A 25,454-nucleotide genomic window follows, 5' to 3' on the forward strand; every position below is an offset into this window, starting at 1 on the left:
TCTCCAGAATTGTGTGCGGCTTTTTCGTGGGTGAATGCGCCCCTCGCGACGTGAGCGACGCGATCGGCTGGGTGAAACGGCGGGTAAAACTCGGGCGGGCGGCGGCCCGGCGATCATCCGGGCTGCGGCATGAGTTCGGGCGCACCGGGCGTCAGCACGCGCGGCGGCAGCGGGTTACCGGTCGGCGCCGCGTGCAGCGCCAGCTCGCGGCTGCGCACGTTCAGGCGCTGCAGCGCGCGGAATTCGGACGGCGCCATTCCCTTCACCGCGCGGAACTGGCGGTTGAAGTTCGACACGTTATTGAAGCCGGCCTGGAAACAGATGTCGGTGATGCTTGCGTCGTCGGCGAGCAGCATCTGGCACGCGGATTCGATCCGCAGACGATTCACGTACTGGACGAACGGCATGCCCGTATGGCGATGGAACGCGCGCGAGAACGCGCTGACGCTCTGCCCGGTCAGTTGCGCGAGATCGGATTCGCGCAGCTCGGAAGCGAGGTTCTTGCCGATATACGACAGCGCGTGGCTGAGCCGTGTCGGCGTGACGTCGGCCTGGTCGTACGCGGGGCTCGCGAGCAGCGTGCGCTCCGCCGCGCCGCACAGCCGTTCGAGGATCGTCATGAACAGCGCGATGCGGCGCATGCCGCGCGCGGTCAGCAGTTCGTCGAACAACGGCGCGATCGCGGCGCTCGTCGCGGTGTCGAAGCCGACTCCGCGCCGCGCGTCGTCGAGCAGCGCCTGCGCGTCGCGGCATTCGGGGAATGCGTCCATGCAGCGACGCACGAACGACGGATCGAACTGGATCACGAGATTGCGGCGCTCGACGGTTTCGCCTTCGGCCATGTCGCTGACCCAGTTGTGCGGCAGGTTCGGGCCGAGCAGCACGAGATGGCCCGGGCCGAACGAGCCGATGTGATCGCCGACGAAATACTTGCCGTGCGTCGCGACGATCAGGTGCAGCTCGAATTCGGGATGGAAATGCCAGCGGATCGTGCGATACGGATAGCCGTGCGACCAGACCTTGAACGACTCGTCGCGTCGCACTTCGACCACTTCGAGATCGGGGTGCATCATGTTGGCGTCTCCATTCCCATATATTGCTGGCCGGCCTGTTCGGCTGGGCGCGCGTGCCGCGTGTTTCGCGCGGCACGGCGACCGGTCGCATGGGAAGCAATGTAGGTCGATCGAGCGCGCGGCTCCACCAACTTTACGCCTGATTTTCGATACTTTTTTGCCGCCCGCGCGCGGGAATGGCGTCGGACGGCAAATTTGTTGCAGCGCGGAACGGCGCGGCGGCCGCCCTCGCCGGCTTACGCCGCCGCGTGCTCGCGCGCCGTGCGCACCTCGTACGCCTTCAGGTGGTTGTACGCGATCCGCAGCAGCGACAGCGTATCGGCCGCCTGCGGGTCGCGTCGCGCGAGCAGGTCGCCGATCACGTGATCGGCTTCGACGCGCGCATGGTTCTCGACGTCGCGCAGCATCGACGCGGTCAGCGGCGACGGCGTCAGCACCATCCGCTGCATCCGCTCGCTGGCCGCCGGGTCGGGCCGGTGGCCGTTGTATTCGGCGATCGCGCTGCATTCGGCGAGCATCGTTTCGAGCAGGCGGCGGCCGTCCGGCGCGGCGAGAATGTCGCCGATCGACCCGCGAAACAGCGACGTGCTCGCGGCGAGCGTCGCGAGAAACACCCACTTGTCCCACATCCGCGCGGTGATGTCGTCGCTGAGCGTCGCGTCGAAGCCCGCGCCGCCGAGCACGTCGGCCACCGCGCGCACGCGCGGCGATTCGCCGCCGGCCAGTTCGCCGAACGACACGCCGTGCGTGTCGTTCAGGTGCACGATGCGCTGCTCGCGATCGAGCGTCGCCGCGATCACGCACAACCCGCCGAGCACCTGCGACGCGCCGAAACGCTCGCGCAGCACGTCGACGTGACGCATCCCGTTGAGCATCGGCAGGATCAGCGTCTGCGGGCCGACGAACGGCGCGAACGATGCAATCGCGTCGTCGAGGCTGTACGCCTTGCAGCTCAGCAGCACGAGATCGAACGGCGCGACGCCGGCGCCCGCGTCGCCCGCGCGGATGGTCTGCACGTTCGCGAGCGTCAGGTCGCCGCGCGGGCTGCGAATCAGCAACCCGTCGCGCGCAAGCGCGGCCGCGCGGCCGTCGCGCACCAGGAACGTCACGTCGCGCCCCGCCGCGGCCAGCCGGCCGCCGAAGTATCCGCCGACCGCGCCGGCCCCTACCACCAGAATCCGCATCGTTGCCTCCTTTCGGTTTCATCGTCGTCGCACTGCCGCCCGTGCGGGCGCGACGCCGACCATCGCCCGACAGTATAGCGGCCGCTGTTATGCATATGCATAGATGCCCGCGCCCGCGTAACGGGCATCGGGAAATGACCGCTTCTTAGCGTGCTGCCACCGCCAAAGCCACGCCGCAAGAAACACCCAGGACGGCTCCCGGTTTCCAACCGGGCGGCACTGGACGGCATCCTGAACGTATTCAAGACCGGGATACGCTGGTGCGACCTCTGGACCAAGCTGGGATTTGGCTCAGGGCCGACCTGCTGGAAGCGTTTGCGCGACTGGCAAAGGGCCGGCGTGTGGAGCGCGTTGCACGAACTGCTGCTTGCGAAGTTACGCGAAGCCGGCGAACTCGATTTCTCACGGGCAGCGGTCGATTCATCGTCGGTGCGAGCCGTTGGGGCGGGCGAAAAACTGGCCCGACCCCCATCGATCGCTCGCGACCAGGTTCGAAGCATCACATCCTCGTCGACGCCAATGGCGTCCCCATCGGTGCCATCCTGATTCGCGCGAATCGCAACGACGTTACCTAGCTGCTGCCGCTCATCGACGCGGTCCCGCCACTTCGCGGCGTACGCGGCCGACTGCTTCGCAAGCCCGAAGTCATCTACGCAGATCGAGGCTATGACTCCGAGCCGCATCGTCAGCGGCTTCGTGCGCGTGGTATCGAACCGGTGATCGCCCTGCGCCGTATGGAATGCGGCAGCGGACTAGCAAGCTCCGCTGGGTGGTCGAGCGTACTCACGCATGGCTGCACAATTTTCGTCGTCCTCGCATTCGCTTTGAGCGTCGAGCCGCGTCTGTACTGGTTAATCGACGGTTGCAGAAAAGGCAGCACTGCGCGGCGTCATCCTTGTTGAGTAAATGAAAAAAACCCGGACCTAATGAAGGTGCCGGGGCTTTTGTTGGTTTTTCGTGGATTTTCGTGGGTGTCCCCAGCCGACCGAAGAGATCTCAGGGGCAGCGTACGGTACGCTGCACTTCGAAAGAAAACGAGAAATCATTTAGCTGAAAAATAAATCATTTTTAGGTGGTGGAAATGTAATTTCCGCATCTGAAAATTTTTCAATGTCACGACGAACTATCGCGTCACCCAACCTTTCATCAAAACACCTTCTAAACACCCCAAGAACCTTAGAGGTGTATTTCGCCTTTTTAATAAATTGACGAAGATCATCAATCGCCAGTTGGGGGAGTTTTGCATTTTTATCACCTATAACAGGATGAATCAAAACTTCAGCCACATACTTTATATCTGCCCCTTCGAATACAGGGTAATCGTGCCAGTGCACGATTTTATTTCTTTGCTTATTTAGCGAAGCAACGATCTTGCGCACCGAATCCCAAAATTTCTTGAATTGATCTCCGCAGGACGCCTCTAGAATGGCGGTCACGATTTCAATCCGTGGACTCATTGAAATATTTGAGTAAAAAATGACAGATGCAATCTGATGGTCAATTTTTCCCGCATCAGCCATAACCCAGCAAAGCTGGCTCTCAATGTTCGCAAATGCGTCGATCGCCCTACCTCTTTCAAGATCGAAAGTGTCCTTTATATGATCTTTGTTATCCATCGATATTTTTCAAAAAAATCGCTGCACATACGACAACAAGCACGCTCAGTTTGATAGTACGTCGCTTGACTGAACAACCCTCCAATGCAATGCCATGTACTTCTCAGTGGTGCGTTGATCCGCGCTATCGGTATTCATCGACCTCGACCTCGCCTCCGAGCGATTCCACAAGAGCCCGGATATCGTCCGGCACGTCCGGCACGCGCTTACCGCTCTCGTTGTCCCAATAGCAGCGGAGACGGACCCGAGCGCCCGCACCGTCGATAAGCCCGCGCAGGTCCGGGCGCGGCAAAGACAGATGCTTGATGAGATAGCGAAGATGGGGTTCCAGTTGATCACTGTGGACAGCGCCGTCACTGCGAACCGCCCAAACACTCGTGCGACGCGTTATGACGCGCCCCTGTCCTGTCGGATCGTTTACCCGCTCCCCTTTCGTTACCTCCGTATCGGGTACGACGCGGAAATAGTCTGTCCAAAATTTGGGGACGACGCGATCGCCTGAAATAGAGAATGATGCATGTGCAAGTTGCTGTTTTTTCATGATCCGCTCAGTCCCCGTAGTTGTGCATGTTGTCGATCACGACACCTTTGAATTCAACGTCTCCGTTGTCGTGCCAGAGAACGTTATCGGCCCCTCCCAAATCATTCGCGTCTTTCATTTGGTGGATCATGTTGCCGAAGATTTTACGCTGGTAACCAAGCATTTTCGCCGCAAAGTTCGGGTTAGTCGTGCTTGCCGCCAGCTCTTGAATGTCACCGCTCAAAGGGCTATCAGCGTAGTCAAACACGTTCGCATCACCTAGCGGCGAACCCGATCCAAACGAGTTCGCAAGTTGAGGCGTACCGCCTGCTAGTGCGCCGCCAGTACCGGCAACGACACTTTGAAGGTAACTCATGAGTTCACCGGCTGACACATCGCTTGGTACGGCCCAAGACGGTATCGGCTTGTCCGCTGGAAGCGCAGCCATCCTCGGCACACTGGCAAACCTACTGCCCTTTGGGAAAGGCGGTGTTGATGGTCCGCCACCGCCCCCAGCACCCCCACTTGCCACGGGCCTATCGATCGAGACGGTAACCCGGCCGTCCTCTATCGCTGACCTAAGCGCGGCGACGGGATCGCCGGACAACGACCCGGCAAGCCCGAGTTCCCGAAGGTAGCTGGCAGCCTCCGCCATCAATGCGGAATACTTCGGCCAATGGAGCATTAATTCTGAGACAGCCGCGCGCTGTTCCGCAGGCCGAATTGCCCCGCTGTCACTGGACAGCGTAGCGCGCTTTCCTGAGCCAATGTCGATAGTTACGGCCACAACTCGAATTCTCCATACGAATCCTGGTCACTGGATCGCACCTCCCCCCGGCCTGTGAAGGCGCGGAGGGGTTCGTTTTCCGGTCCGGCGCGACGCCTTATAACGCGCCGCATAGAAGCTGTTGCGAAATCACGGCTTAGGTCTGTTAACTTTTTCGCAGCCGCCTCAAGATTCGCTACGAACGGTACGCACACGTGCACGAGGCATTCCTCTCGCTCGCGTGCTGCTTGATTTGCTGGAACAAACGCAAGACAGCGTCCGATTGATTTCGCAGCATCTTCTAAGGGATTTCCCGCCTACGGCGCCGCGCGTTTCACGCCGTCAAAACATGTATCCCGTCACGCCGTCCCGGCGAGCTTCCACGACTGACCGACCTCATACCATGCGCAATCTCTCCCTGAATCAGAAACTCGCCTCGATGATCGTCATCCTGTGGCTCGGCCTGCTCGTGATCGCCGGGCTCGGCGCATGGCAGACCCGCGCGTCGATGATCGCGGACCGCCGCGACCAGCTTGCGTCGCTGGTTGCGCAGGCCGCGAGCGTGACCGATCACTACTACAAGCTGTCGCAGCAGAACGCGCTGCCGGAAGCCGATGCGAAGCAGAAGGCGCTCGAGGCGATCGCCGCGATGCGCCACGGCGCCGACGGCTATGTGTCGGTCAACGATTCGAAGCCGGTGATCGTGATGCATCCGATCAAGGCCGAGCTCAACGGCAAGGACGTGTCGAACTTCACCGATCCGAACGGCCAGCACCTGTTCGTCGAGATCGTGAAGGCCGGCAACGCGGCAGGCGGCAAGGGTTTCGTCGAATATCTGTGGCCGAAGCCGGGCGCGGACAAGCCGCAGGACAAGACCAGCGCCGTGCAGCGCTTCGCGCCGTGGGACTGGTATCTGGTGACCGGCATGTACATGGACGACGTGCGCTCGGCGGTGCTCGCGAGCGTCGGCCGCTGGTTCGCGATGACGGCCGTGCTCGGCGCGATCGCGACGGCCGTGATGGTGCTGGTGCTGAAAAGCGTGCGCGCGAGCCTCGGCGGCGAGCTCGAAGCGGCGCTCGACGCCGCGCAGCGCATCGCGCAGGGCGACCTGACCGCGCGCGTGACCGTGAAGCACGACGATCGCGGCAGCCTGCTGCATGCGCTGCACACGATGCAGGGCGGGCTGATCGACATGGTGTCGCGCGTGCGGATGGGCACCGAGAACATCAACGTCGGCGCGAGCGAGATCGCATCCGGCAACACCGACCTGTCGCAGCGCACCGAGGAACAGGCGGCCGCGCTCGTGCAGACCGCGTCGAGCATGGACGAGATGACCGCGAACGTAAAACAGAACGCGGACAGCGCGGCGCAGGCCGCGTCGCTCGCCGGCCAGGCCGCGCAGGTCGCGACGCGCGGCAGCGAAGTGGTCGACGACGTCGTGCGCACGATGAACGAGATCACCGATCGCTCGCACAAGATCGGCGACATCATCGGCGTGATCGACGGGATCGCGTTCCAGACCAACATCCTCGCGCTGAACGCGGCCGTCGAAGCGGCGCGGGCCGGCGAACAGGGCCGCGGCTTCGCGGTGGTCGCGGCCGAAGTGCGGTCGCTCGCGCAACGCTCGGCGACGGCGGCCAAGGAGATCAAGTCGCTGATCGTGTCGTCGAACGAGACGGTCCAGCACGGCGCGACGCTCGTCACGCACGCGGGCGAGACGATGACCGAGATCGTGCAGTCGGTGCGGCGCGTGAACGAGATCCTCGACGAAATCAGCCACGCATCGCGCGAGCAGAGCGCCGGGATCGAGCAGGTCAACCGCGCGGTGGGCGAGATGGATCAGGTCACGCAGCAGAACGCGGCACTCGTCGAACAGGCCGCGGCCGCCGCGCATTCGCTGCGCGACCAGGCCGAGGCGCTGCGCGACGCGGTGACGCGGTTCGCGCTGCCGGCCTGACGGCAAGCCCGCCCCGCACTCACGCCGCGCTGCCCGCCCGCCGCGCGGCCTCGCCGCTCCCGAGCCCCAGCCCCGCCGCGCGCTGGATCAGCTCGACGTCGTTGCTCGCGCCGAGCTTCTTCATCGCGCTGATCTTCTGCGCGCTGACCGTCTGCTTGCCCTTGCTCAGGCGCTGCGCGATCGTCTTGATCGGCACGCCCGACAGATACAGGCGAATCACCTCGATTTCGCGCGCCGACAGCTTCACGGGTACATCGCCGTGCGTGCCGAGCGCATCGACCGCGCGGCGCACGGACGGCGACAGGTAGGTCGCGCCGCTGTAGCTCGAATGGATCGCCGTGACGATATGGCCGACCTCGTCGAGCTTGCTGACCACGCTCACGCCGCCGATCGCGAGGATCGACCGGAAGATCAGCGGGTTCTCGTTCGCGACCAGCGCGACGATCCCGACGTTCGGCCGCGTGCGGCGCAGCCAGTCGAACAGCGCGAGGCCGTCCATCTGCTCGTCGCCGCGAATCGCATAGTCGACCAGCACGACGTCACAGTCGACGCCGCCGAGCGACGCGACCAGTTCGGCCGCGCTCCGGTAAACCGCGGCGAGCTCGATCGCGCAGGCGCCGCCTGCGATCTGCTCGATACCGGCCAGCGTCAACGGCCAGTCGTACGCGACGACGATGCGAACATTAAATTTCCTCATGCGCAATTCCTGGTGGTTCACCGGCCGCGCCACACGACACGCGCGCGACCGGTGGGGCGTTGAAAGGACATTCAGGCTATTTTTAGCCTGAATGTCGATTCTATGAATGTCTGCCTGCGCGCGATATCGGACGGCGTACGAATTGGCTGCCGAAGACGTAATACTGGTTTGATATTTGCGCCGGTTCGACGCCCGGCGGCCGGCGATCGAGCGTCGCGGCATCGGCCCGATGGCCAGGGTTGCGCGCCGCGCGGCCGCCCAGCAGGTAAAATTGCGCGTTTGCATGCCACCCCGGGCCGCCGGCGGCGAGCGACGCGCCGATGCCGGCCGCGCGCCGCCGCCCCTTCGCCGGCTTACCCGACCTCCCCGCTTTGCTCATGACCGATTCCGACCTGCAATCCGACGACACCTCCATCCACGAAGACGGCCTCTGGCGCGACAACGGCTGGACGGCCCGCATCATCAAGAACGAAGACGACGACGGCTGGGCCGTCGAGATGGTCAAGGACGGCGAGTCCGAGCCCGCGCTCGTCGGGCCGTGGACCATGGGCCGCGACAAGAAGAACCCGAAGCCGATGGACGCGAACGCGTTCCGCACGCTCGTGAAAACCGCGACCGAAGTGCTGATGCGGCACGAACAGCAGCGGCGCGCGCTGCTGCACAAGGAAGTGACGGTGCAGGACGAAGCCGGGCAGGATGTGTCGGTGACGCTCGACATCGTGCCGGACGAGTTCGAGCCGTATGCGCAGCTCAAGGCGTTCGATCCGTATGGCGAGCTGCTGGCCGACGCGAAGGTGTCGGCCGGGTTCAAGCTCAACAAGGCCAGCGCCGAACGCTGGGTCGCATCGGGCTTCGACCGGCCGGCATAGGGCCGGCTCAGGGCCTGTTCGGGCCCTAAGCGCGCACGGCGCGCCGAGGCGGGCGATCAGGCCCGGGCGCCCCGCTCGGCCCGCGCGAGCCGGCGCGCGGCCAGCTTGCGCCGCACGAGCGCCTCGAACTGCGGCGTCGCGGCCTCGGGATCGCGCGCGGCCAGGCCCAGCACGTTGCGCGCGAGCTGGATCGGCGTCAGCACGATGCCCCACGGCAGCCCCCACCAGCCGAGCGTGGCCGACGCGAGCAGCGCGACCGCCTGCTTTCTGCGGCCGCAACGGCGGCAGCACACGTGGCGCCGCGTCGCCCAGCGCGTGACGAACACGAGCGACACGACGCGATGCGACGCGTGGACGTCGACCGGCCGCCCTTCGCGCAGGCAGATCGGGCAAGGCCCGTAGCGCCAGTCGTCGACGTACTGCCGCACCTTCGCGTCGGGCACCCGTTCGGCCTCGACGACGACCGGATGCGCCCGTGCGCATGCCGGGCTGCAATAGCGGCGGCCGTCGATCGACCGCCCGCCGACCAGGAACGTCCTGCCGCAGTGATTGCACTCTGCCACGATGACCTCGGATAAACGTGATGCGCCGCGTGCCGGTTGCGCGCCGATCGATGCGCGCGCCGGCCGCGGCCATTTGCTGTTTTAACGGCTGCCGCCGCGCGGTCTTGAGCGGTCGCGCGCCGCGGCGCGTCAGTCATGCAGCCCGTGCGTGTTCATCAGCCGGTACAGCGTCGCGCGCGAGACGCCGAGCTCCGCCGCGGCATCCGCATGCTGGTGGCGGTGACGCAGCAGCGTTTCCTCGATCGCGTGCCGCTCGGCCTGCCGGCGCGCCTGCGCGAGCGTCGGTGGCCGCAACGACGTGTACGGGCGCAACTCGAGATCGGCGGCCGAGATCAGCGGGCCGTTCGTCATCACGACCGCGAAGCGGATCCGGTTGATCAGCTCGCGCACGTTGCCGGGCCACGGATAGTTGTGGATCGCCGCGATCGCGCACGGCGTGAAGCCGCGAATCCGGTACGAGCCGTCGCCGCGGTAGCGCCGCAGCACGTGATCGGCGAGCAGCATGATGTCGCGGCCGCGCATGCGCAGCGGCGGCTCGTCGATACGCAGCACGCACAGGCGGTAGTACAGGTCGGCGCGGAATCGCCCGGCCTGCATCGCGGCCTCGAGATCGACGTGGGTCGCCGACACGATCCGCACGTCCACCGGAATCGACGCGTGCCCGCCGAGCCGCTCGATCTTGCCCTCCTGCAGGAACCGCAGCAGGCTCGCCTGGCTCTCGAACGGCATGTCGCCGATTTCGTCGAGAAACAGCGTGCCGCCGTGCGCGGCCTCGATGCGGCCGATCGTGCGCTGGTGCGCGCCGGTGAACGCGCCGCGCTCGTGGCCGAACAGTTCGGCCTGCAGCAGCGTCGTCGGGATGGCCGCGCAGTTCACGGCGACGAACGGTGCGTCGGCACGCGACGACTGCCGGTGGATCGCCGCCGCCGTCAGTTCCTTGCCAGTGCCGGATTCGCCGGCGATGAACACGGTCGCCTCGGTGTTCGCGACCTTGCGGATCGTCGCGAACAGCCGGCGCATCGCGTCGCACGCGCCGATCATCGCGCCGCCGGGCGGCGGCGCTTCCGCGGCCGGGTCGCCGTCCGCGAGCGTCAGCATCCCGTATGCATGGCCGACGAGATAGCCGATCGTCGTGTAGGCGGTCGCATCGCGCACGTAGTCGAAGCAGCAATGGCGGATCAGGCGCGCGATCGTGATGTTGCGCAGCCGCTCGCCGTCGGCGAGCGCGACCCAGCCGACGCGCGGGTCGCGCAGCAGCGCCTCGAACGACGCGACGTCCGGCGCCGCGAAACCGGCGAAATCGACGATGCCCGCGTGCGGACGGTTCGCCTCGACGAGATTCAGCGCGTCCGCCACGGTTTTGGCGTGCCATACGTCCCAGCCGCGCGACGCGAGCACATCGACGAGCGCGGCATCGTGTTGCCGCGACAGGTAGACGAGCGGCCGCGACGGCGCGACGGGGGGATGCCGGACCGCGATGAACGGCAGCGCGCTCACCTGCCGTTCGACATCCCGGGCGCCCGACATGCTCAGCTGACAGCAATGGTTCACGATCGCCTCGCCGCATAAGGTTGTGTATCGGAGCAGCCGTTTCCCGATCGCGCGTCGCGCGCTCGCAGCGCCGCGGCGCGACGCCGCTCCGTCCTCGAATCGATGCGTCATCGGCAGAACACGACGCGCTGCGTGTAGATCTGCGGCTCGACGACGGGTTGCGCGTGGCCGTTGAGATCGTCGCGATACGCGCGGTAGGTCCTGCCGTTCACCGTCACGTCCGACGCGCGGGCCGTCTCGATCCTGTCGAGCCCGGTGTGCCGCCATTCGTTCACCCGGTCCGCCGCCGTGACGCTCGACTCGCCCGCGATCTGCTGCGTGATCGTGCTGCCGTCGCTCCACGGCTGCGTCCGCATGTCCTCGGCGTGCTGCATCGCGCCGACCGTCTTGCCGGTCGACTTCGGCCCGTTCTGCGCGTCGAACGGCGCACCCCGGCCGTACACCGGCGATTGCCACGACGGCGCGTGACCCGCTTCCGGCATCATGTAGATCATCTGTGGATCGCCGATCATCATCATCGGCGCGCATGCCGTGTTGTCGGGACGGCCGAGCGTCGACAGCGCCTGCTGGACGCTCGCGGCGTTCGCGAGGGTCTGCTCGCTCAGGATGACGAAGACCGCGGGATTCTGGAAAACCGACTGCGCAGCGGCTTGCGCGCTGGCCAGCAACAAAGCGATCAAAAAGATCCTCATGATTGAGGCCTCCTTGCACTCGTCACGCAAAAAGAGGTGTTGACCTCGGGGATGGGAGCAACACCCGTCAAACCGGAAAAGCGGGTCGGGCATCGGGCCGAGCGCCTGCCGGGCGACCAGCGTGCCGGTCGCACGGCAAACCGACCCGCATGCTCATGACGAGGTGCTCGTCGAGATGATGGCCGGCGCCGGCGCGATCGGTGCCGCCGGTGCGGCCTGCTGGTCGACCGTGGCCGGCGGCAACGCTTGCGCCGGATCGGTCAGCGCAGGCATGCCGGCGGCTTGTGCAGCCGCGGTGCCAACCGATTCCACTGCGTCCGGCGCTTTCGCGTCCGCTGCCCGCATGTCGGCAGGCGCAGCGGCGACGGCAGGCTGCAGGGCCTCCGGTGCAGGCGCTTCGGCGGTTGCCTGCGGCGCCGGCTCGGCCGCCTTCGCATCGGCGGCAGGCGCCGCGACGACGGCTGCCGCCGGCATCGGTTCGGCAACCGGCTCGCCGGCGGTCTGGGCCGTGTCGGTCGCGGCCGGCAGCGGCTCCGGCGCCTTGTCGGCGACGGGCTGAGCAGGCTCGGGGGCCTTGTCCGCGACGGCCGGGGCAGGCTCGGGCGTCTTGTCGGCAACCGCCGGGGCGGGCTCGGCGGCCTTGCCGGCGACCGGCTGCGCGGGCTCCGCTGCCTTCGTATCGGCAACCGGTGCGGCAGGTGCCGGCGCTGCCTTGTCGGCCACAGCCGGTGCGGCGATGACGGCTGCAGCCGGCACGGCTGCCATTGCGGCCGCCGGTACCACCGAGGCCGCAGGTGCGGCGGCGACAGCAGGCGCGGCAGCAGCAGCCGGTGCCGCGGCGGCCGGAACTGCGGCGGCAACCGTCGGCACTGCGACGGCTGGAGCAGCGGCGGCAACGGCTGGCGTCGCGACGGCCGGCGCGGCGGCGACAGGCGCGAGCACCGGGACCGGGACCGGCACCGAAACGGGCGCAGCGCGCATCGAAGCCGTCTCGATCGGGCGCGTCGGTGCGGGCGCGGGTGCGGCCGAGCCGAGCGGCGGCAGGCCCATCCGGTCGCGCACGATCGGATCGCGATACTTGATGTCGTCCGCGACGGTCGCTTCGACGCTGGGCGCCACGTTCGAACGCGCGAGCGGCGCGGTCGTACCCGGGCACAGGTGCCCGGTCGCTTCCACCGCGCGCCGGTTCGCGTCGCTTTGGCACAGCAGCGCGAGCGCCACGTCGGTCAGGCCCATCGCACGGAATTCACGCGCATCGAGACGCCGCACGCAGGCCTGGTCGACCAGCGTCGTGCCGCCGGTCGCGCCGAACCCCGGGAACGACACGCCGACGCTCACCGAGCCCATGCAGGTATCGGACAGCGTGGTCGTGAGGCCCGGCGCCTGAATCGACGGGTTCGTCTTGATCGTCTGCGTGCCCGAGTAATTGACGTTTTCCGAGATCTGGGTGTTGTACGGGTTGGTGCCGGGCGCCCCGGACGACTGGAGCGAGTTCACGCTCTGCGGCGTCACGTTGCCGCCGGCCGTGCCGGACGGCATCGTCACGTTGACGTTCACGCTCGAATTGCCGCTGCCGCGCACGCCGCTGCTGCTGCTGGCATTACCGCCGCGCGAACTCGTGGTGTTCGTGTTCATGCTCGACCCACCGCCCTGGCTGATCGCCGTCGACGACGTCGACGATTGCGCACTCGACGTCGAATCGGCGGTTTGCGCCTGGGCACCGATCGTGGTCATCGCGAACATCGCCGCACATGCCACCTTGATCCTGTTGCTGTTCATTTCACTCTCCGGACGAGGTTTGACCTCCGACCCAGGCAACCGTACTAATTCCCCTGAATGCCTTCAGTTTTCGCTGCTTCCCCGAACTGCTTCCAGCCGCTGCCCAGCTGGGACCACGAGCCGGCCGACATGCCCTGCCACTGCTGGGTGTCCGGTCCGCCGATGGCACTGCCCGACGAAAGCGTGTGTTGTTCTGACGGTTTGGTTGTCTGGTCAGGTTTGTTTGACGTCTGCATAGTCGATTGCCCACCATCGGCAGCACGGTCAGCGCCATACGCCGTCAGAGACGCGAACATCAGAGCGGCGGCAATCAGGTTCTGCTTCATGCCAACTCCTTACGTGACAACGATGCGGAAAAGAGACCAGCGTCGCTGGGAAACTGGCCCCCCCACACCTGACTAATGACTGCTCCCGGTCGCGCTCGAGTCGCCCTGGCTTCCGCCCGATGCGGACGGCGAACCGGCCGGACCGGTACTCCACACGGTCGACGAGTTGTAGTGATTCGAGCCCGTGATCGCGCCCGACCCGCCACCGCCCGTCCATCCCACGGCACCCGCGTTGGCATTGCCGTGGTCGTTCGCGCCCGTGGCCGTGTAGTGGTTCGCGCCGAGTACGATCGTGGCGGTCACCCCTCCCGAAAGCGCATTCGCGTTCTCGTTCGTGCTGCCGTTTCCAGCGAACGAGCCCGCGGCACCGATACCGCCGCCTGCCGCGAACGCGCCCCCGTTCGTGCCCCAACCGCTGGCCGTCGAAGTCGAGTTGTGATACGCGGACGCCGTGCCGGCGGAGCCGGCGGGTGTCACGGTACTGCCCGCATTCGCGCCGGCCGTCGAAGTCGAATTGCTGGTATAGCTGCCGGAACCGACCAGCACCGAACCGGAAACACCCGCCGCGACGGATTGCGTCTGGTTGGTCGTGGACGATCCGGCCGCCAAAGCAGCGGACGAAATGACGGTGAGCGCTGTCGCTAATATGACTTTGGCTTTCATAGCAATTCCTTGCTGTGAGGAAGTTCGACGGTGGCGGAGCCGGGCCTGCCCTCGCGGGGCAAGACCCGGCTTCCGACCCGCCAGCCAATGACGAACGCTATGCGTCGCGGCTTAGTGGTGATACGTCCAGCCGGTCGAGCCCGCGTTCGCGCCGCTGCTGCCGCCCGCTTGTGCGCCGCCGAAGCCGAAGCCACCGACCGTCGACGTTTGCGTGTGGTTCGTGTACGAGATCGAACCGCTGCTGCCGCCACCGGCCGCTGCGCCGGCTGCGCCGAGCGCCGAGCCCGAATCGGTCGCGGAGAAGTGGCCGAACCCGGCAACCCCGGCCATCGTCTGGCCACCGCTCGACGAAGTGCTGCTCGACACCGTGCCGCTGCCGGCAAACGCTGCACCCGAAACCGCCAGAACTGCTGCTGCAATCAGAAGCTTCTTCATGGTGGACTCCTAACGGCGTGGAGAGAATGAGCACGGAAGATCGCACGCCATCGACCTTCCAGCCGCGAGCAATCCTTAAAAGTAAGGATTACTATAAAATTGATAAATCAGTACTTTATCGAAAGTCGGCGTTTTATTTTTACAGCCGAATTCTAGTTTTATGTTTTTAAGTTAGCCAAAGTTTATTGGTAGGTGTTTTCTATTATTTTTACGATCATTGAGATGACCAAAAAACACCCTTGATTCAATTAACCAAAATGACGCGCACATCTTTCCGGCTCGCGATTTTCAATTCCACGTCGAAAACGAATGCCGGCACTGGCGCCCGTTTCCGGAATTGAAAATCTGCGATTATATTGACTACCGCAAAATACAGCGCCCGCTCGACATGCACCCTTCATCCGGGCGATAACGGGCCGGCATTGCAGCCAGACGACATGTCTGCTCCCTGAGCTGACGAAGAAAGGCCTTCCGGATAACCGGCCGACGCGCGTTCGAACTAGTCCGGCCGGCACCGGGGCTGGCCCGGCGCGATCGAAACGGCGCTGCACGGTTGAAGAGGAATCGGCGCCACGCTGTCCGGCACGAACAGCAGGCCGCATCCGGGAATGCTGAATGAAGTGGAGCACCGCTGTCGGCGGGTGGCCGCGCGAAGCGACGAGCGCGCCACCACGCGGCGCGCGCGGAGGGCGGCAAACAGGCAACGCGCTACCGACGACGCTGGCACGGCGTCGCAAGCGCTACCCCGATCGTTCCCACTACCCCTTTGGTGCGCAAGAAATGCGCGGATCATGCCACTGCTTATAGTGTTCATCGCCGTTTCCCCGACAGGCATGTGACGAACTGGCCGCCCCCACATCGTTGTTGCATCGTGTCGACCGCTCGCCGGTGCGTCCTATATCGCAAACCCCATGCCATGCGATATTCCACCGAGCATTGCATGCGGCGTGCGGCCGTCAGGCCTGATCATTTCTCCAGAAACGGCGTTTTTTTGTTTCATGAATGTATCGCGATAATGAGGCGCCCCCTACAGCGATCATTGAAGATCGTGACGCAATATCGTGATTTGATGGAAGAATCCGGCTCGCTGGGCATTGGCGGACACCCGTGTGAACGGGTGTTTCAATCTTGAGAGGCGAATCTCGACTCACCGCTCGGGGTTCGTGCGTTTCCACTGACAAACCGCGTGTTGCGGCATGCCAGCAGCCGTCCATTACCCCGACGAACCAGGGCCGGTCGCTCGATGCTTCACGCCGAACGGCCGCCGATACGGCCGGAACACGGGTTCACCGAGAAATGCAAAAGGAATTTGATTCATCCGTGAAAATACCCGCACGATCACGCGGCGAAAAATCGTGCCATCCGGCGTGTTGCAGTCGCAATAACCGAACGAATGAAAACGTCCAATTCCGACACAAACGGGCGCCTTCATTTTTCACCGTTCGATTCACCTTCGCGCACGAAGCGACGACGATCGATTCATCGAACAGACATCTTCACTCGGTTATCCGTTTGATTCTCATCACTGAAACATTTCGATTCAAGACGGCTTTCACGTCTTCAATCTCGTGAAAGCCTGATTCATCGCGCGTTTCGTCGCATCGAACCGTAACGATCCAGCAATCTCCGTGGGTGCTTCCCTGTCCCCAAGGCTCGCGCGTGAGACACAAACGTTCGATTTCGACGAAGGCCCGCATCGGACAGGCGACGATTACAGTCGCGAACCGTGGCGCGACCGTCGGCACTGCGCAAGACCGGAGCGCGCCGCCCGTCAGCCGAGCAGTTCCTTCTTGCGCAGATGCACGACGTCGCGCATCGGCGGCGCGCCGAACAGCCGGCTGTATTCGCGGCTGAACTGCGACGCGCTTTCGTAGCCGACGACGGCCGCCACCGACCCGACGTCGCCGCCCTGCCGCAGCAACAGCAGCCGCCGCGCCTCGTGCAGCCGCAGTTGCTTCTGGTACTGCAGCGGGCTGAGCGTCGTCACGTGCTTGAAATGATGGTGCAGCGACGACACGCTCATGTTGACCGCCTGCGCGAGCGATTCGACGCGCATCGGCTCCGCGAAATGATCGCGGATCCATTCGATCGCGCGTGCGATCCGGTGCGTCTGGCTGCCTGCGATCGCCATGTGCCGCAGCCGCGTGCCCTGCCCGCTCGTCATCAGCCGATACAGCACCTCCTTTTCGATCAGCGGCGCGACGACCGCGATGTCGGCCGGCGTATCGAGCAGCCGCAGCAGCCGCAGCGCCGCGTCCAGCAGCGGCGGCGTCAGCTCCGCGAGCGCAATCCCCTCGCCTTCCGGGCCCGCATCGGGCTCGGGCAGCCGCATCTCGGCCGCCAGCTCGACGATGCGCTGCGGATCGAGCGTCAGCGACAGGCACAGATACGGTTCGTCCACCGACGCACGCGTCACGCGCGAGAGGATCGGCAAGTCGATCGACGTAATCAGGCAATTGTGGGTGTCGTATTCGTAAGCCTGGCCGGCCACGATCACGCGCTTCGCGCCCTGCGCGGCGATCACCAGCGCGGCGCGCGATACGCCGCAGCCGAGATCGACCGGCCGCGTGTGCCGATGCAGCATCAGGCCCGGTACGGCCGTCGAATGCGAGCCGTCCGCCGGCGCGAAACGGCCGATCAGCGACGCCAGCTCACGTCGCCCGGATTCGCGCGACGCGACGATATCGGTCATGTCCATGACGCATCCTCGAATGATTTCCCGTGTCGCGCGAGCATAGCGAAACGGCCTGCGGCGTGCCGGGGATTTGCAGGATTGTTCAATAAATTTGCAGGATTGGGTAGACGCAAATTCGGGCTGCTCGCGCACACTCCCGGCTAACCTGCCCGTAAGGCGGGTTTTCCCCACGGAGACATACAACATGCCTACCTCGTTTGTCCTGAACGGCAAGAACGTCACGCTCGACGCCGATCCGTCGATGCCCGTCCTCTGGGCGATTCGCGAACACGCGGGACTGACCGGCACGAAATTCGGCTGCGGCATGGCGCAGTGCGGCGCGTGCACGATCCATCTCGAAGGCCAGGCCGTACGCTCGTGCGTGCTGCCGCTCGCCGGCATCGCGGGCAAGCACGTCACGACGATCGAAGGCGTGCAAAGCAAGCCCGCGCAGGCCGTGCAGGCCGCGTGGGTGAAGCTGCAGGTGCCGCAATGCGGCTATTGCCAGTCCGGCCAGATCATGTCGGCCACCGCGTTGCTCGAACAGAACCCGAAGCCGACCGATGCGGACATCGACGCCGCGATGAACGGCAACCTCTGCCGCTGTGCGACCTACGCCCGCATCCGGGCCGCGATCCACGATGCGGCCGCGACACTGGGAGCCTGACCATGACGATCGAACTCGACCACACCGATGCGGTGCGCCCGTCGCGCCGCACGTTCCTGAAAGCCGCGGGCGCCGCTGCCGCCGTCAGCCTGACCATCGGCTTCGACTGGGCCGGCCTCGGCCGCCGCGCGCTCGCCGCGACCGCGCCGGCCGGCGAATTCGCGCCGAACGCCTTCCTGCGCATCACGCCCGACGGCGCCGTCACGGTGATCGCGAAGCACGTCGAAATGGGCCAGGGCGCGTATACGGGCATCGCGACGATCGTCGCCGAGGAGCTCGACGCCGACTGGTCGAGCGTGCGCGTCGAAAGCGCGCCGGCCGATGCGAAGCGCTATGCGAACCTCGCGTTCGGCACGATGCAGGGCACGGGCGGCAGCTCGGCCATGTCGAACTCGTGGCAGCAACTGCGCGAAGCGGGCGGCAAGGCGCGCGCGATGCTCGTGTCGGCCGCCGCGGCCCGCTGGAAGGTGCCGGCCGCCGAACTGACCACCGCCAACGGCGTCGTCACGCACGCAAAGAGCGGCAAGACGGCCGCATACGGCACGCTCGTCGCCGATGCGTCGAAGCTGCCGGTGCCGGACAAGGTCACGCTGAAGCAGCCGGCCGATTTCAAGCTGATCGGGCATCGGATTCCGCGCGTCGACGCATCGTCGAAATCGAACGGCACCGCGCATTTCACGCTCGACACGACGTTCCCCGGCATGCGCGTCGCGCTGCTGCAGCGGCCGCCGCGCTTCGGCGCGACGGTGAAATCGTTCGACGCGACGGCCGCGAAGGCCGTGCCGGGCGTCGTCTCGGTCGTGCAGGTGCCGGGCGGTATCGCGGTCGTCGCGACGGGCTTCTGGGCCGCGAAACAGGGCCGCGACGCGCTGAAGATCGACTGGGACGAAACGAAGGCGGAAAAGCGCGGCTCGGACGAGCTGATGCGCGAATACCGGCAACTCGCCGAGAAGCCGGGCGCGTCCGCGCGCAAGGACGGCGATGCCGATGCGGCGATCGCCGGCGCGGCGCGCAAGATCAGCGCGACGTACGAATTCCCGTATCTCGCGCATGCGCCGATGGAGCCGCTCGACGCGGTCGTCAAGCTGACGGCGAACAGCTGCGAGATCTGGGCCGGCGACCAGTTCCAGACGGTCGACCAGGGCAACGCGGCCAAGGTCGCGGGACTGAAGCCCGAACAGGTGAAGATCCACACGCTGTATGCGGGCGGCAGCTTCGGCCGGCGTGCGAACGCGTGGTCGGATTACGTGGTCGAGGCCGTGTCGATCGCGAAGGCGCTCGGCGCGGACGGCAAGCCGGTCAAGCTGCAATGGACCCGCGAGGACGACATCCAGGGCGGCTTCTACCGGCCGATGTACTTCCACAAGCTCGACGCGGGCCTGACCGCGGACGGTCGGCTGGTGGGCTGGCGTCACCGGATCGTCGGCCAGTCGATCCTCGCCGGCACGCCGTTCGAGGCATTCATGGTCAAGAACGGAATCGACGCGACGTCGGTCGAGGGCGCGGCGAATCTGCCGTACGCGGTGCCGAACGTGTCGGTCGAACTCACCACGACCCAGGTCGGCCTGCCGGTGCTGTGGTGGCGCGTGGTCGGCAGCTCGCACACGGCGTACGCGGTCGAGGCGTTCATCGACGAAGCCGCGCATGCGGCCGGCAAGGATCCGTACGCGTTCCGCCGCGACCTGCTCGCGAAGGAGCCGCGGATGCGCGCGGTGCTGGAGCTGGCCGCGCAGAAGGCCGGCTGGGATCCGGCCAAGCCGCTGCCGAAGGGCCGCGGGCGCGGGATCGCGGTGGCCGAGGCGTTCAAGAGCTATGTCGCGCAGGTGGCCGAGGTGTCGGTCGATGCGGACGGCAAGGTGAAGGTCGAGCGCGTGGTGTGCGCGGTCGACTGCGGGATCGCGATCAATCCCGACATCGTCGCCGCGCAGATGGAAGGCGGCATCGGTTTCGGGCTCGGCGCGGCAATGCACAGCGCGATCACGCTGAAGGACGGCCAGGTCGAGCAACGCAACTTCGACGGCTATCACGTGCTGCGGATGGCCGAGATGCCGAAGGTCGAGGTGCATATCGTGCCGTCGGCCGAGGCGCCGACCGGGGTCGGCGAGCCGGGCGTCGCGCCGGTCGGGCCGGCCGTGGCGAACGCGATCTTCGCGGCGACGGGCAAGCGGCATTACGTGCTGCCGTTCGATTCGGCGGAGAGCGCGAAGGCTTGATGGGCCGGGACGCCGGCTGCGGCGCAAGGTATGCGCCGCGGCCGGTGTTTTTCAACGCATCGTCAACACCATGCTCATCCGGGCCGAAGCCGCATGACAGGACGCGGCCCGCCACGCTCGCTCACTCCTGCTCAACTTCGGGCCAAAGCCTCGGAAACAGAAACCGCAGGCTATTCAACGGCAATCCAAAAGAAAGCTCGCCGCGATGCGAAGGCGAGGTCAGCAGCCCGTAGTCCAGCAGCGATCGAACGATCCTGCGCGCCAGTACGTCGCTGACACCCAGCATCTGCGCGAATTCCGCACGCGTGACGGTCCGGCGCAGCGCCACGAACTCCATCGCCAGCGCCGCCGCTTCCGGTTTGATCACGGATTTTTCCGAGCGAATCGTCCATGGGTTGGCCTCCAGGAACCTCAGCAAATCCAGCAGCCGTCCCGTCACTCCATCGAACTGGGTCATATGCACCATAAAACCGACCTGGTCCTGACAGCAGTCGAGAAAAAACCGGGCGAACTTGACCAATCCTTCCTGGGATAGATTGCCACGGCCGTCCAGATCGTTGCGACGCGTCTGGTCGGCCTCGCTCAGCCTCGCGTAATACTGCTCATGCTCTCGCGCCAGCCCTCGAAGCGGCGACCAGAGACCGTGGGTCAGATCGGCAGCGCGCAACCCGAGATGCGAATGCAGGCGCGCCACGCGCCCGTTGCCGTCCATGAACGGGTGCACCCAGGCGAGGCGATGATGCGAACAGGCAATGCCGATCAGTTGATATTCCTTGGCCCGAATGCGCGCGTAACGTGTCGCCCAGACCTGAAGCAGCGGCGCGATCATTTCCGGTTCCGGCGCCAGATGGCGCCCGACCGTCACGTCCCCGCGCCGAAATTCGCCCGGGACGACGACATTGCCGTCGGCGGTCATTCGCTCGTCGTCAGGCAGGCAGGAAAAGAAGCGATCGTGAATGGCCGAGATCCGCGCCGGCTCGAACAACGCAGCGACCGGTAGCGCACGCCACTCTTCCTCGAGCGCGGCTTCTGCCGCGATATGCGCGACCGCAAAGCGCTGCTTCTTGCGTTCGACGAGATCGGTCGAATAATCCCGATGCAGCGCCGCCTCGATCTTGGCAGGCGTCGTGTGCTGGCCTTCGATCTTGTTCGTGTAGTACGAGTTCATCGCGCGCAATTGCGGCACGAGTGCGGTGGCCAACGGGGTATCGCGTATGGCAAGCAACCGCTGCGAAGAATCGACGAGTTCGGCGGCCTGCTCGAGCAGCGGATCGAGTACGCGATCCTCGGGAAACAACGGTTCGAAGGTAGCGACGGTCGTCATGCTTCCCTGTATGGTTCCATGTAGGGTTCAATGTCGGCCATTATAATAACTTATGTTGCTGATTTATATTGATTTTTCATTGAACCACGTAGAGTTTAATGTAGGGTTCAATGTAGGGTTCCCATCGCATGCCGCTAACCCCGGTTGTGCCGCTTGTTACGATGCCCTCCCCACACGTTACGTCAGACGTAACGCCCGTAACGTCGCCACCCGATGCTACGTAACAATCCTTCACTATTGCCCGGCCGCTTTCATCGGTCGCCCGGCGCTCCCCGTTAAAAATTCTTTTAAATTCAACGCTTCCCCGCCGTCCGCGCCCTTGCCGCGGGCTCGCACCGCCGGACAACCATCTCCCTGGCCCGGAAGTTGCAGCACAGGACCCCGCAAACACTCCTTTACGGACATGCGAGGGCCACCATGGATTGCAAATACCTGTACATCGACAACATAAAAATCAACTTCGTCCGCCGCACGATCGAAATCGACAACAAGGTCGTCGACGTGACCCCGCGCGAATTCGACGTCGTCGAATTCCTGCTCGACAACATGAACAAGATCGTGCCGCGGCAGGCAATCCAGGAAGCCGTATGGGGCCGCGAGCTCGGCGTGTCGTCGCGCACGCTCGACACTCATATCTCGCGGATCCGTTCGAAGCTGCAGCTCGAACACGACAAGAACCTGCGCATCATCCCGATCTACGCGGTCGGCTATCGTCTCGTGCTGTTCGGTGCGGCGATGACGCACGTCGAGCGCCACGACGCGGCGCCGATCATGCGCGCGGCGCCGCAGCCGGCGATGTCCGCCGACTACGCGTAACGCTTCGCCCGCGCGCCGCCCGTTCGCCGCGCGCCGGCAACGCCTCCCCACCGCGCTGCGCGGATCCGCAGCCCCTCGCGACCTGCCAGCCGGATGCGGCCTGCCCGCCGTCCGGCCCCGTCAGCCAATCGCGCCCCGACCGCCGCCTCCGGGCGGCGGTCGCCTTTGACCGCCAGCCGTCGCGCCGCCCGCTTCATCGCCCGCCGCCGCACGCCGCTGCACCCTGCCGCACTTCGTCACGCTTCGTAGCGCCGCGCTCCCGCCGTCTGCGCGCGCTGGTCGCGACTACGGATTCCGGCGCGGCACGCGGCCATCGCCGTCCCTACAATCGACGCAGCAGCCGCGCGCCCCTCGGCGCCGCCGGCATCAGAACAACCCGTCGAACCGACGCCGAATCCGCCCCGATCCCGCCGTGCCTGCGCTGTTCCTGACGAATGCCGACGCCGGCGACGCCGCGAACCGGGCCATGCCCGCCGCTTCGCCGCCGCCCGCCGCCGCGCCGGCCGCGGTCGCGCTCGACGCGTCGCCCTACCTGCCGCGCCTGTCCGCCGCCGCCGCGCGTGGGCTGTCGCATGCGTATTGCGCGACGGGCGCCGTCCCGGTCACGCTCGGCGAGCATGCGTACGAGGTGTGCTGGCGCGTCGACGCCGAGCCTGCCGCCGATGCACATGCGTACCGTTTCGTCGTCGGCCCGGCCGCCGGCACGCTGTGGATCGACCCGATCGCGGAAACCGAATGGCTCGGCGATGCGGCCGATCCGGCGGTTCCGGCCGTGATCCGCGCGGCGCTGCTCGCCGATCTCGCCGCGCCGCTCGCGGCCGTGCTGCAGACGGCGACGCGGCAGCGCGTGGAACTGCTGCCGCCGGCGGACAACGCGCCGGCCTGGCACGCGTTGCCGTCCGCGTTGCGGTTCGAGCTGCGGCGCGCCGACGCCGCGTGGCGCTGCCACGGCGCACTGCTGTTCGACGCGCCGGATGCGCTGGCCGTATTCTTCGCGGCCGCGCCGGCCGCGCTCGCCGACGCGCGCGCGGCCTACGCGAGCCTGCCCGTGCCGCTCGTGTTCGAGATCGGCCGCACCGAGCTGACGACGGCCGAACTGGCCGACGTCGTCGGCGGCGACATCATCGCGATCGAGCGCTGGCAGGCGCACGAGCAGAACCTGCTGTGCGTCGCGCGGCTGCCGGCCGCGCCGGCGTGGGAGATCACCGGACGGCCGTCGGGCAACCGGCTGACCGTCGAACGAATCAGGGAGATGCCTTTGGAACCGACCCGCACCGACTCCGCGCCGCCGACGACGCACGACGCGCCGCCCGCCGACGCACCGCGCTCGCTCGACGGCCTCGCGGTCGACCTGCGCTTCGAGCTGCCGCCCACGTCGATGCCGCTCGGCGAACTGAGCGCGCTGCAGCCGGGCGCCGTGATCGAGCTGCAGCAGGGCATCAACCAGAGCGTGATCCATCTCGTCGCGAACGGGATGCTGATCGGCACCGGCCATCTGATCGCGGTCGGCCAGAAGCTCGGCGTACGCGTCGTCACGCTGACGCAACCCGCGCCGCGCGAGCGCTGAACGATGGGCAACCTGCCGAATCCGGTCGCGCTGATCGCGGTGATCGCCGCGCTCGGCATCGCGCCGTTCGCGGCGCTGATGGTGACGAGCTACACGAAGCTGGTGGTCGTGCTCGGCCTGCTGCGCTCCGCGCTCGGGATCCAGCAGGTGCCGCCGAACCTGGTGCTGAACGGCATCGCGCTGATCCTGTCGCTGTTCATCATGGCGCCCGTCGGGATGTCGATCCGCGACGCGCTGCAGGCGCGCCACTTCGATGCGTCGGGACAGTTGTCGACGTCGGACATCGGCGCGCTCGCCGATGCCGCGCTGCCGCCGATCAAGGATTTCCTCGTCTCGCATACGCGGCAGCGCGATCGCGAATTCTTCGTGCGCACCGCGACGTCGGTGTGGCCGAAGAACCGCGCGGACGGCATCAAGGACGACGACCTGCTCGTGCTGGTGCCGAGCTTCACGCTCGCCGAGCTGACGAAAGCGTTCCAGATCGGCTTCGTGATCTACATCGTGTTCATCGTCGTCGACCTGCTGGTCGCGAACATCCTGCTGGCATTAGGGATGCAGATGATCTCGCCGACCACGATCTCCGTGCCGTTCAAGCTGCTCCTGTTCGTCGCGCTCGACGGCTGGTCGCTGCTCGTGCACGGGCTCGTGCTGTCGTATCGGGTCGCCGGAGCCGGATGATGCGCGCACGCGCCCTGCGAACCGCCGCCGCGTGCGTTGCCGCGCTCGTCGCGCTCGTGCTCGCGTGCGGCCAGCCCGGCGTCGCGCAGGCAACCGGCAGCGCCGCCGGTTTCGCGCAACTCGCTCGCGCGTGCGCGCCGAACGTCGACCCCGCTACGCTCGCCGCCCTCGTGCGCACCGAGTCGGGCTTCAATCCGTATGCGATCGGTGTGGTCGGCGGGCATCTGGCGCGCCAGCCCGCCTCGCTCGACGAGGCGCGCGCGACCGCGCGCGAACTGTCGTCGCGCGGCTTCAGCTACAGCGTCGGTCTCGCGCAGGTGAACGAACGCAATTTCGCGAAATACGGGCTCGACGAAGCGACGATGTTCGAGCCGTGCCGCAATCTGCGGGCCGGCGGCGCGATCCTGACCGAATGCTTCGCGCGCTCGTCGGGCACCGGCGGCGCGACGCAGGCCGCGTTGCGCGCGGCGCTGTCGTGCTATTACAGCGGCAACTTCACGACGGGCTTCTCGAGCGGCTACGTGAGCCGCGTCGTCGCGAGCGCGCAGCGCAACGCGCACGAAGGCGGCATCGAGCCGATCCCGGTCGTGCGCGACGTGCCGCCGCCGGCGCGGCAGCGACGCATGGAGGCGGCCGCGACCACGCCACCCGACCGCGCGCGCCGGCTGCCGTTGCCGGCCGCCTCCGCCGACGCCCCGTCGTGCCATGCGCGCCCGGTCGTGATGATGTGCCGCGGCTTGCCGGCGAGCCAGGCGAAGCGGCTGTGCGTGCGGTGTCTCGATCAGTAATCGCATGATCGCGCGCGGCGCCGGGCGCGCGCGTCC

General features: G+C 66.1%; 25 protein-coding genes and 1 pseudogene. 9 read left to right on the forward strand and 17 right to left on the reverse strand.

Annotated features, from left to right (window positions below; translation table 11 throughout):
• Positions 1–113: 113 nt before the first annotated feature.
• Positions 114–1,073: an AraC family transcriptional regulator gene (locus tag HWX76_RS11550; protein ID WP_050015075.1), complete on the reverse strand. Its 960-nt coding sequence runs from the start codon at positions 1,071–1,073 to the stop codon at positions 114–116.
• A gap of 236 nt (positions 1,074–1,309) precedes the next feature.
• A complete protein-coding gene (gene panE, locus HWX76_RS11555; RefSeq protein ID WP_050015073.1) occupies positions 1,310–2,257 on the reverse strand; it encodes a 2-dehydropantoate 2-reductase in 948 nt (315 codons plus the stop codon).
• A gap of 150 nt (positions 2,258–2,407) precedes the next feature.
• Here panE and HWX76_RS11560 point away from each other — a divergent pair.
• Positions 2,408–3,167 (forward strand): annotated as a pseudogene (locus tag HWX76_RS11560) (IS5 family transposase).
• A 136-nt stretch (positions 3,168–3,303) separates the two neighbouring features.
• Here HWX76_RS11560 and HWX76_RS11565 read toward each other — a convergent pair.
• The 3 genes from HWX76_RS11565 to HWX76_RS36665 form a co-directional block, all read right to left on the reverse strand.
• Entirely contained in the window at positions 3,304–3,873 is a 570-nt protein-coding gene (locus HWX76_RS11565) for a hypothetical protein (protein WP_143328907.1), read from the reverse strand.
• A gap of 124 nt (positions 3,874–3,997) precedes the next feature.
• Positions 3,998–4,414 carry a DUF4279 domain-containing protein gene (locus tag HWX76_RS11570; protein WP_089489538.1) on the reverse strand — a complete coding sequence of 139 codons (417 nt, stop codon included), beginning with the start codon at positions 4,412–4,414 and terminating at the stop codon, positions 3,998–4,000.
• A gap of 7 nt (positions 4,415–4,421) precedes the next feature.
• Positions 4,422–4,769: a hypothetical protein gene (locus tag HWX76_RS36665; protein WP_239468980.1), complete on the reverse strand. Its 348-nt coding sequence runs from the start codon at positions 4,767–4,769 to the stop codon at positions 4,422–4,424.
• A 793-nt stretch (positions 4,770–5,562) separates the two neighbouring features.
• On the opposite strand from HWX76_RS36665, the gene HWX76_RS11580 reads away from it, so the two are divergent.
• Positions 5,563–7,116 (forward strand): methyl-accepting chemotaxis protein, encoded by a 1,554-nt coding sequence (locus tag HWX76_RS11580; RefSeq protein WP_089489539.1) that lies wholly within the window; start codon positions 5,563–5,565, stop codon positions 7,114–7,116.
• 19 nt (positions 7,117–7,135) lie between these two features.
• Here the strand turns inward: HWX76_RS11580 and HWX76_RS11585 are convergent, their stop codons facing one another.
• Both HWX76_RS11585 and HWX76_RS11590 read right to left on the reverse strand, forming a co-directional pair.
• Positions 7,136–7,813 carry a response regulator transcription factor gene (locus tag HWX76_RS11585; protein ID WP_176015825.1) on the reverse strand — a complete coding sequence of 226 codons (678 nt, stop codon included), beginning with the start codon at positions 7,811–7,813 and terminating at the stop codon, positions 7,136–7,138.
• A gap of 100 nt (positions 7,814–7,913) precedes the next feature.
• On the reverse strand, positions 7,914–8,192 hold the full coding sequence (locus tag HWX76_RS11590) for a hypothetical protein (protein ID WP_244137965.1): 279 nt from the start codon (positions 8,190–8,192) through the stop codon (positions 7,914–7,916).
• Between HWX76_RS11590 and HWX76_RS11595 the strand changes: the two genes are divergently transcribed.
• Entirely contained in the window at positions 8,191–8,682 is a 492-nt protein-coding gene (locus HWX76_RS11595) for a hypothetical protein (protein WP_011547320.1), read from the forward strand. The two genes, HWX76_RS11590 and HWX76_RS11595, sit on opposite strands and share 2 nt — an antisense overlap.
• Before the next feature lie 56 nt (positions 8,683–8,738).
• Here HWX76_RS11595 and HWX76_RS11600 read toward each other — a convergent pair whose 3' ends face one another.
• From HWX76_RS11600 to HWX76_RS11640, 9 genes are all read right to left on the reverse strand, one after another.
• Entirely contained in the window at positions 8,739–9,245 is a 507-nt protein-coding gene (locus HWX76_RS11600) for a hypothetical protein (RefSeq protein ID WP_050015065.1), read from the reverse strand.
• A 129-nt stretch (positions 9,246–9,374) separates the two neighbouring features.
• Positions 9,375–10,772 (reverse strand): sigma-54 dependent transcriptional regulator, encoded by a 1,398-nt coding sequence (locus HWX76_RS11605; RefSeq protein ID WP_176015848.1) that lies wholly within the window; start codon positions 10,770–10,772, stop codon positions 9,375–9,377.
• A 131-nt stretch (positions 10,773–10,903) separates the two neighbouring features.
• Positions 10,904–11,488 carry a hypothetical protein gene (locus tag HWX76_RS11610; RefSeq protein ID WP_176015826.1) on the reverse strand — a complete coding sequence of 195 codons (585 nt, stop codon included), beginning with the start codon at positions 11,486–11,488 and terminating at the stop codon, positions 10,904–10,906.
• Positions 11,489–11,641: 153 nt separating this feature from the next.
• The gene (locus HWX76_RS11615) at positions 11,642–13,267 is read right to left on the reverse strand and encodes a chemotaxis protein CheA (protein WP_176015827.1); all 1,626 of its coding nucleotides are present in this window, start codon (positions 13,265–13,267) and stop codon (positions 11,642–11,644) included.
• Between the two features lie 44 nt (positions 13,268–13,311).
• Positions 13,312–13,593: a hypothetical protein gene (locus HWX76_RS11620; RefSeq protein WP_050015058.1), complete on the reverse strand. Its 282-nt coding sequence runs from the start codon at positions 13,591–13,593 to the stop codon at positions 13,312–13,314.
• A gap of 72 nt (positions 13,594–13,665) precedes the next feature.
• Positions 13,666–14,256, reverse strand: coding sequence for a hypothetical protein (locus tag HWX76_RS11625; RefSeq protein WP_050015056.1), 591 nt, complete (start codon positions 14,254–14,256; stop codon positions 13,666–13,668).
• Positions 14,257–14,367: 111 nt separating this feature from the next.
• On the reverse strand, positions 14,368–14,691 hold the full coding sequence (locus HWX76_RS11630) for a hypothetical protein (protein WP_050015054.1): 324 nt from the start codon (positions 14,689–14,691) through the stop codon (positions 14,368–14,370).
• A gap of 1,213 nt (positions 14,692–15,904) precedes the next feature.
• A complete protein-coding gene (locus tag HWX76_RS11635) occupies positions 15,905–16,123 on the reverse strand; it encodes a hypothetical protein (protein WP_162484455.1) in 219 nt (72 codons plus the stop codon).
• Positions 16,124–16,462: 339 nt separating this feature from the next.
• Entirely contained in the window at positions 16,463–17,389 is a 927-nt protein-coding gene (locus HWX76_RS11640) for an AraC family transcriptional regulator (RefSeq protein ID WP_050015052.1), read from the reverse strand.
• Positions 17,390–17,570: 181 nt separating this feature from the next.
• On the opposite strand from HWX76_RS11640, the gene HWX76_RS11645 reads away from it, so the two are divergent.
• Together HWX76_RS11645 and HWX76_RS11650 are read left to right on the forward strand one after the other, a co-directional pair.
• Positions 17,571–18,032 (forward strand): (2Fe-2S)-binding protein, encoded by a 462-nt coding sequence (locus tag HWX76_RS11645; protein WP_050015050.1) that lies wholly within the window; start codon positions 17,571–17,573, stop codon positions 18,030–18,032.
• A 2-nt stretch (positions 18,033–18,034) separates the two neighbouring features.
• Positions 18,035–20,245, forward strand: a complete 2,211-nt coding sequence (locus tag HWX76_RS11650; RefSeq protein ID WP_050015048.1) for a xanthine dehydrogenase family protein molybdopterin-binding subunit — start codon at positions 18,035–18,037, stop codon at positions 20,243–20,245.
• Positions 20,246–20,366: 121 nt separating this feature from the next.
• On the opposite strand, the gene HWX76_RS11655 is transcribed toward HWX76_RS11650, so the two are convergent.
• The gene (locus HWX76_RS11655) at positions 20,367–21,569 is read right to left on the reverse strand and encodes a Fic family protein (RefSeq protein ID WP_050015046.1); all 1,203 of its coding nucleotides are present in this window, start codon (positions 21,567–21,569) and stop codon (positions 20,367–20,369) included.
• Between the two features lie 417 nt (positions 21,570–21,986).
• On the opposite strand from HWX76_RS11655, the gene HWX76_RS11660 reads away from it, so the two are divergent.
• From HWX76_RS11660 to HWX76_RS11675, 4 genes are all read left to right on the forward strand, one after another.
• A complete protein-coding gene (locus HWX76_RS11660) occupies positions 21,987–22,385 on the forward strand; it encodes a winged helix-turn-helix domain-containing protein (protein ID WP_050015044.1) in 399 nt (132 codons plus the stop codon).
• A 412-nt stretch (positions 22,386–22,797) separates the two neighbouring features.
• Positions 22,798–23,952: a type III secretion system cytoplasmic ring protein SctQ gene (sctQ, locus tag HWX76_RS11665; RefSeq protein WP_176015828.1), complete on the forward strand. Its 1,155-nt coding sequence runs from the start codon at positions 22,798–22,800 to the stop codon at positions 23,950–23,952.
• Between the two features lie 3 nt (positions 23,953–23,955).
• The gene (sctR, locus tag HWX76_RS11670; protein WP_006480865.1) at positions 23,956–24,630 is read left to right on the forward strand and encodes a type III secretion system export apparatus subunit SctR; all 675 of its coding nucleotides are present in this window, start codon (positions 23,956–23,958) and stop codon (positions 24,628–24,630) included.
• Positions 24,630–25,418: a lytic transglycosylase domain-containing protein gene (locus tag HWX76_RS11675; RefSeq protein ID WP_176015829.1), complete on the forward strand. Its 789-nt coding sequence runs from the start codon at positions 24,630–24,632 to the stop codon at positions 25,416–25,418. Before sctR ends, HWX76_RS11675 begins: the two co-directional genes overlap by 1 nt.
• The last annotated feature ends 36 nt before the right edge of the window (positions 25,419–25,454 follow it).

Origin of the sequence: Burkholderia sp. BCC0398 (assembly GCF_902833245.1) — a bacterium.
Taxonomy (GTDB): domain Bacteria; phylum Pseudomonadota; class Gammaproteobacteria; order Burkholderiales; family Burkholderiaceae; genus Burkholderia; species Burkholderia sola.

What these genes read in the sequence shown, in the direction of transcription:
- HWX76_RS11550 (WP_050015075.1), bottom strand. Translation starts at nt 1,073, where the DNA reads ATGATGCACCCCGATCTCGAAGTGGTCGAAGTGCGACGCGACGAGTCG.
- panE (WP_050015073.1), bottom strand. Translation starts at nt 2,257, where the DNA reads ATGCGGATTCTGGTGGTAGGGGCCGGCGCGGTCGGCGGATACTTCGGC.
- HWX76_RS11565 (WP_143328907.1), bottom strand. Translation starts at nt 3,873, where the DNA reads ATGGATAACAAAGATCATATAAAGGACACTTTCGATCTTGAAAGAGGT.
- HWX76_RS11570 (WP_089489538.1), bottom strand. Translation starts at nt 4,414, where the DNA reads ATGAAAAAACAGCAACTTGCACATGCATCATTCTCTATTTCAGGCGAT.
- HWX76_RS36665 (WP_239468980.1), bottom strand. Translation starts at nt 4,769, where the DNA reads ATGAGTTACCTTCAAAGTGTCGTTGCCGGTACTGGCGGCGCACTAGCA.
- HWX76_RS11580 (WP_089489539.1), top strand. Translation starts at nt 5,563, where the DNA reads ATGCGCAATCTCTCCCTGAATCAGAAACTCGCCTCGATGATCGTCATC.
- HWX76_RS11585 (WP_176015825.1), bottom strand. Translation starts at nt 7,813, where the DNA reads ATGAGGAAATTTAATGTTCGCATCGTCGTCGCGTACGACTGGCCGTTG.
- HWX76_RS11595 (WP_011547320.1), top strand. Translation starts at nt 8,191, where the DNA reads ATGACCGATTCCGACCTGCAATCCGACGACACCTCCATCCACGAAGAC.
- HWX76_RS11590 (WP_244137965.1), bottom strand. Translation starts at nt 8,192, where the DNA reads ATGAGCAAAGCGGGGAGGTCGGGTAAGCCGGCGAAGGGGCGGCGGCGC.
- HWX76_RS11605 (WP_176015848.1), bottom strand. Translation starts at nt 10,772, where the DNA reads ATGTCGGGCGCCCGGGATGTCGAACGGCAGGTGAGCGCGCTGCCGTTC.
- HWX76_RS11610 (WP_176015826.1), bottom strand. Translation starts at nt 11,488, where the DNA reads ATGAGGATCTTTTTGATCGCTTTGTTGCTGGCCAGCGCGCAAGCCGCT.
- HWX76_RS11615 (WP_176015827.1), bottom strand. Translation starts at nt 13,267, where the DNA reads ATGAACAGCAACAGGATCAAGGTGGCATGTGCGGCGATGTTCGCGATG.
- HWX76_RS11620 (WP_050015058.1), bottom strand. Translation starts at nt 13,593, where the DNA reads ATGAAGCAGAACCTGATTGCCGCCGCTCTGATGTTCGCGTCTCTGACG.
- HWX76_RS11625 (WP_050015056.1), bottom strand. Translation starts at nt 14,256, where the DNA reads ATGAAAGCCAAAGTCATATTAGCGACAGCGCTCACCGTCATTTCGTCC.
- HWX76_RS11630 (WP_050015054.1), bottom strand. Translation starts at nt 14,691, where the DNA reads ATGAAGAAGCTTCTGATTGCAGCAGCAGTTCTGGCGGTTTCGGGTGCA.
- HWX76_RS11635 (WP_162484455.1), bottom strand. Translation starts at nt 16,123, where the DNA reads ATGAAGGCGCCCGTTTGTGTCGGAATTGGACGTTTTCATTCGTTCGGT.
- HWX76_RS11640 (WP_050015052.1), bottom strand. Translation starts at nt 17,389, where the DNA reads ATGGACATGACCGATATCGTCGCGTCGCGCGAATCCGGGCGACGTGAG.
- HWX76_RS11645 (WP_050015050.1), top strand. Translation starts at nt 17,571, where the DNA reads ATGCCTACCTCGTTTGTCCTGAACGGCAAGAACGTCACGCTCGACGCC.
- HWX76_RS11650 (WP_050015048.1), top strand. Translation starts at nt 18,035, where the DNA reads ATGACGATCGAACTCGACCACACCGATGCGGTGCGCCCGTCGCGCCGC.
- HWX76_RS11655 (WP_050015046.1), bottom strand. Translation starts at nt 21,569, where the DNA reads ATGACGACCGTCGCTACCTTCGAACCGTTGTTTCCCGAGGATCGCGTA.
- HWX76_RS11660 (WP_050015044.1), top strand. Translation starts at nt 21,987, where the DNA reads ATGGATTGCAAATACCTGTACATCGACAACATAAAAATCAACTTCGTC.
- sctR (WP_006480865.1), top strand. Translation starts at nt 23,956, where the DNA reads ATGGGCAACCTGCCGAATCCGGTCGCGCTGATCGCGGTGATCGCCGCG.
- HWX76_RS11675 (WP_176015829.1), top strand. Translation starts at nt 24,630, where the DNA reads ATGCGCGCACGCGCCCTGCGAACCGCCGCCGCGTGCGTTGCCGCGCTC.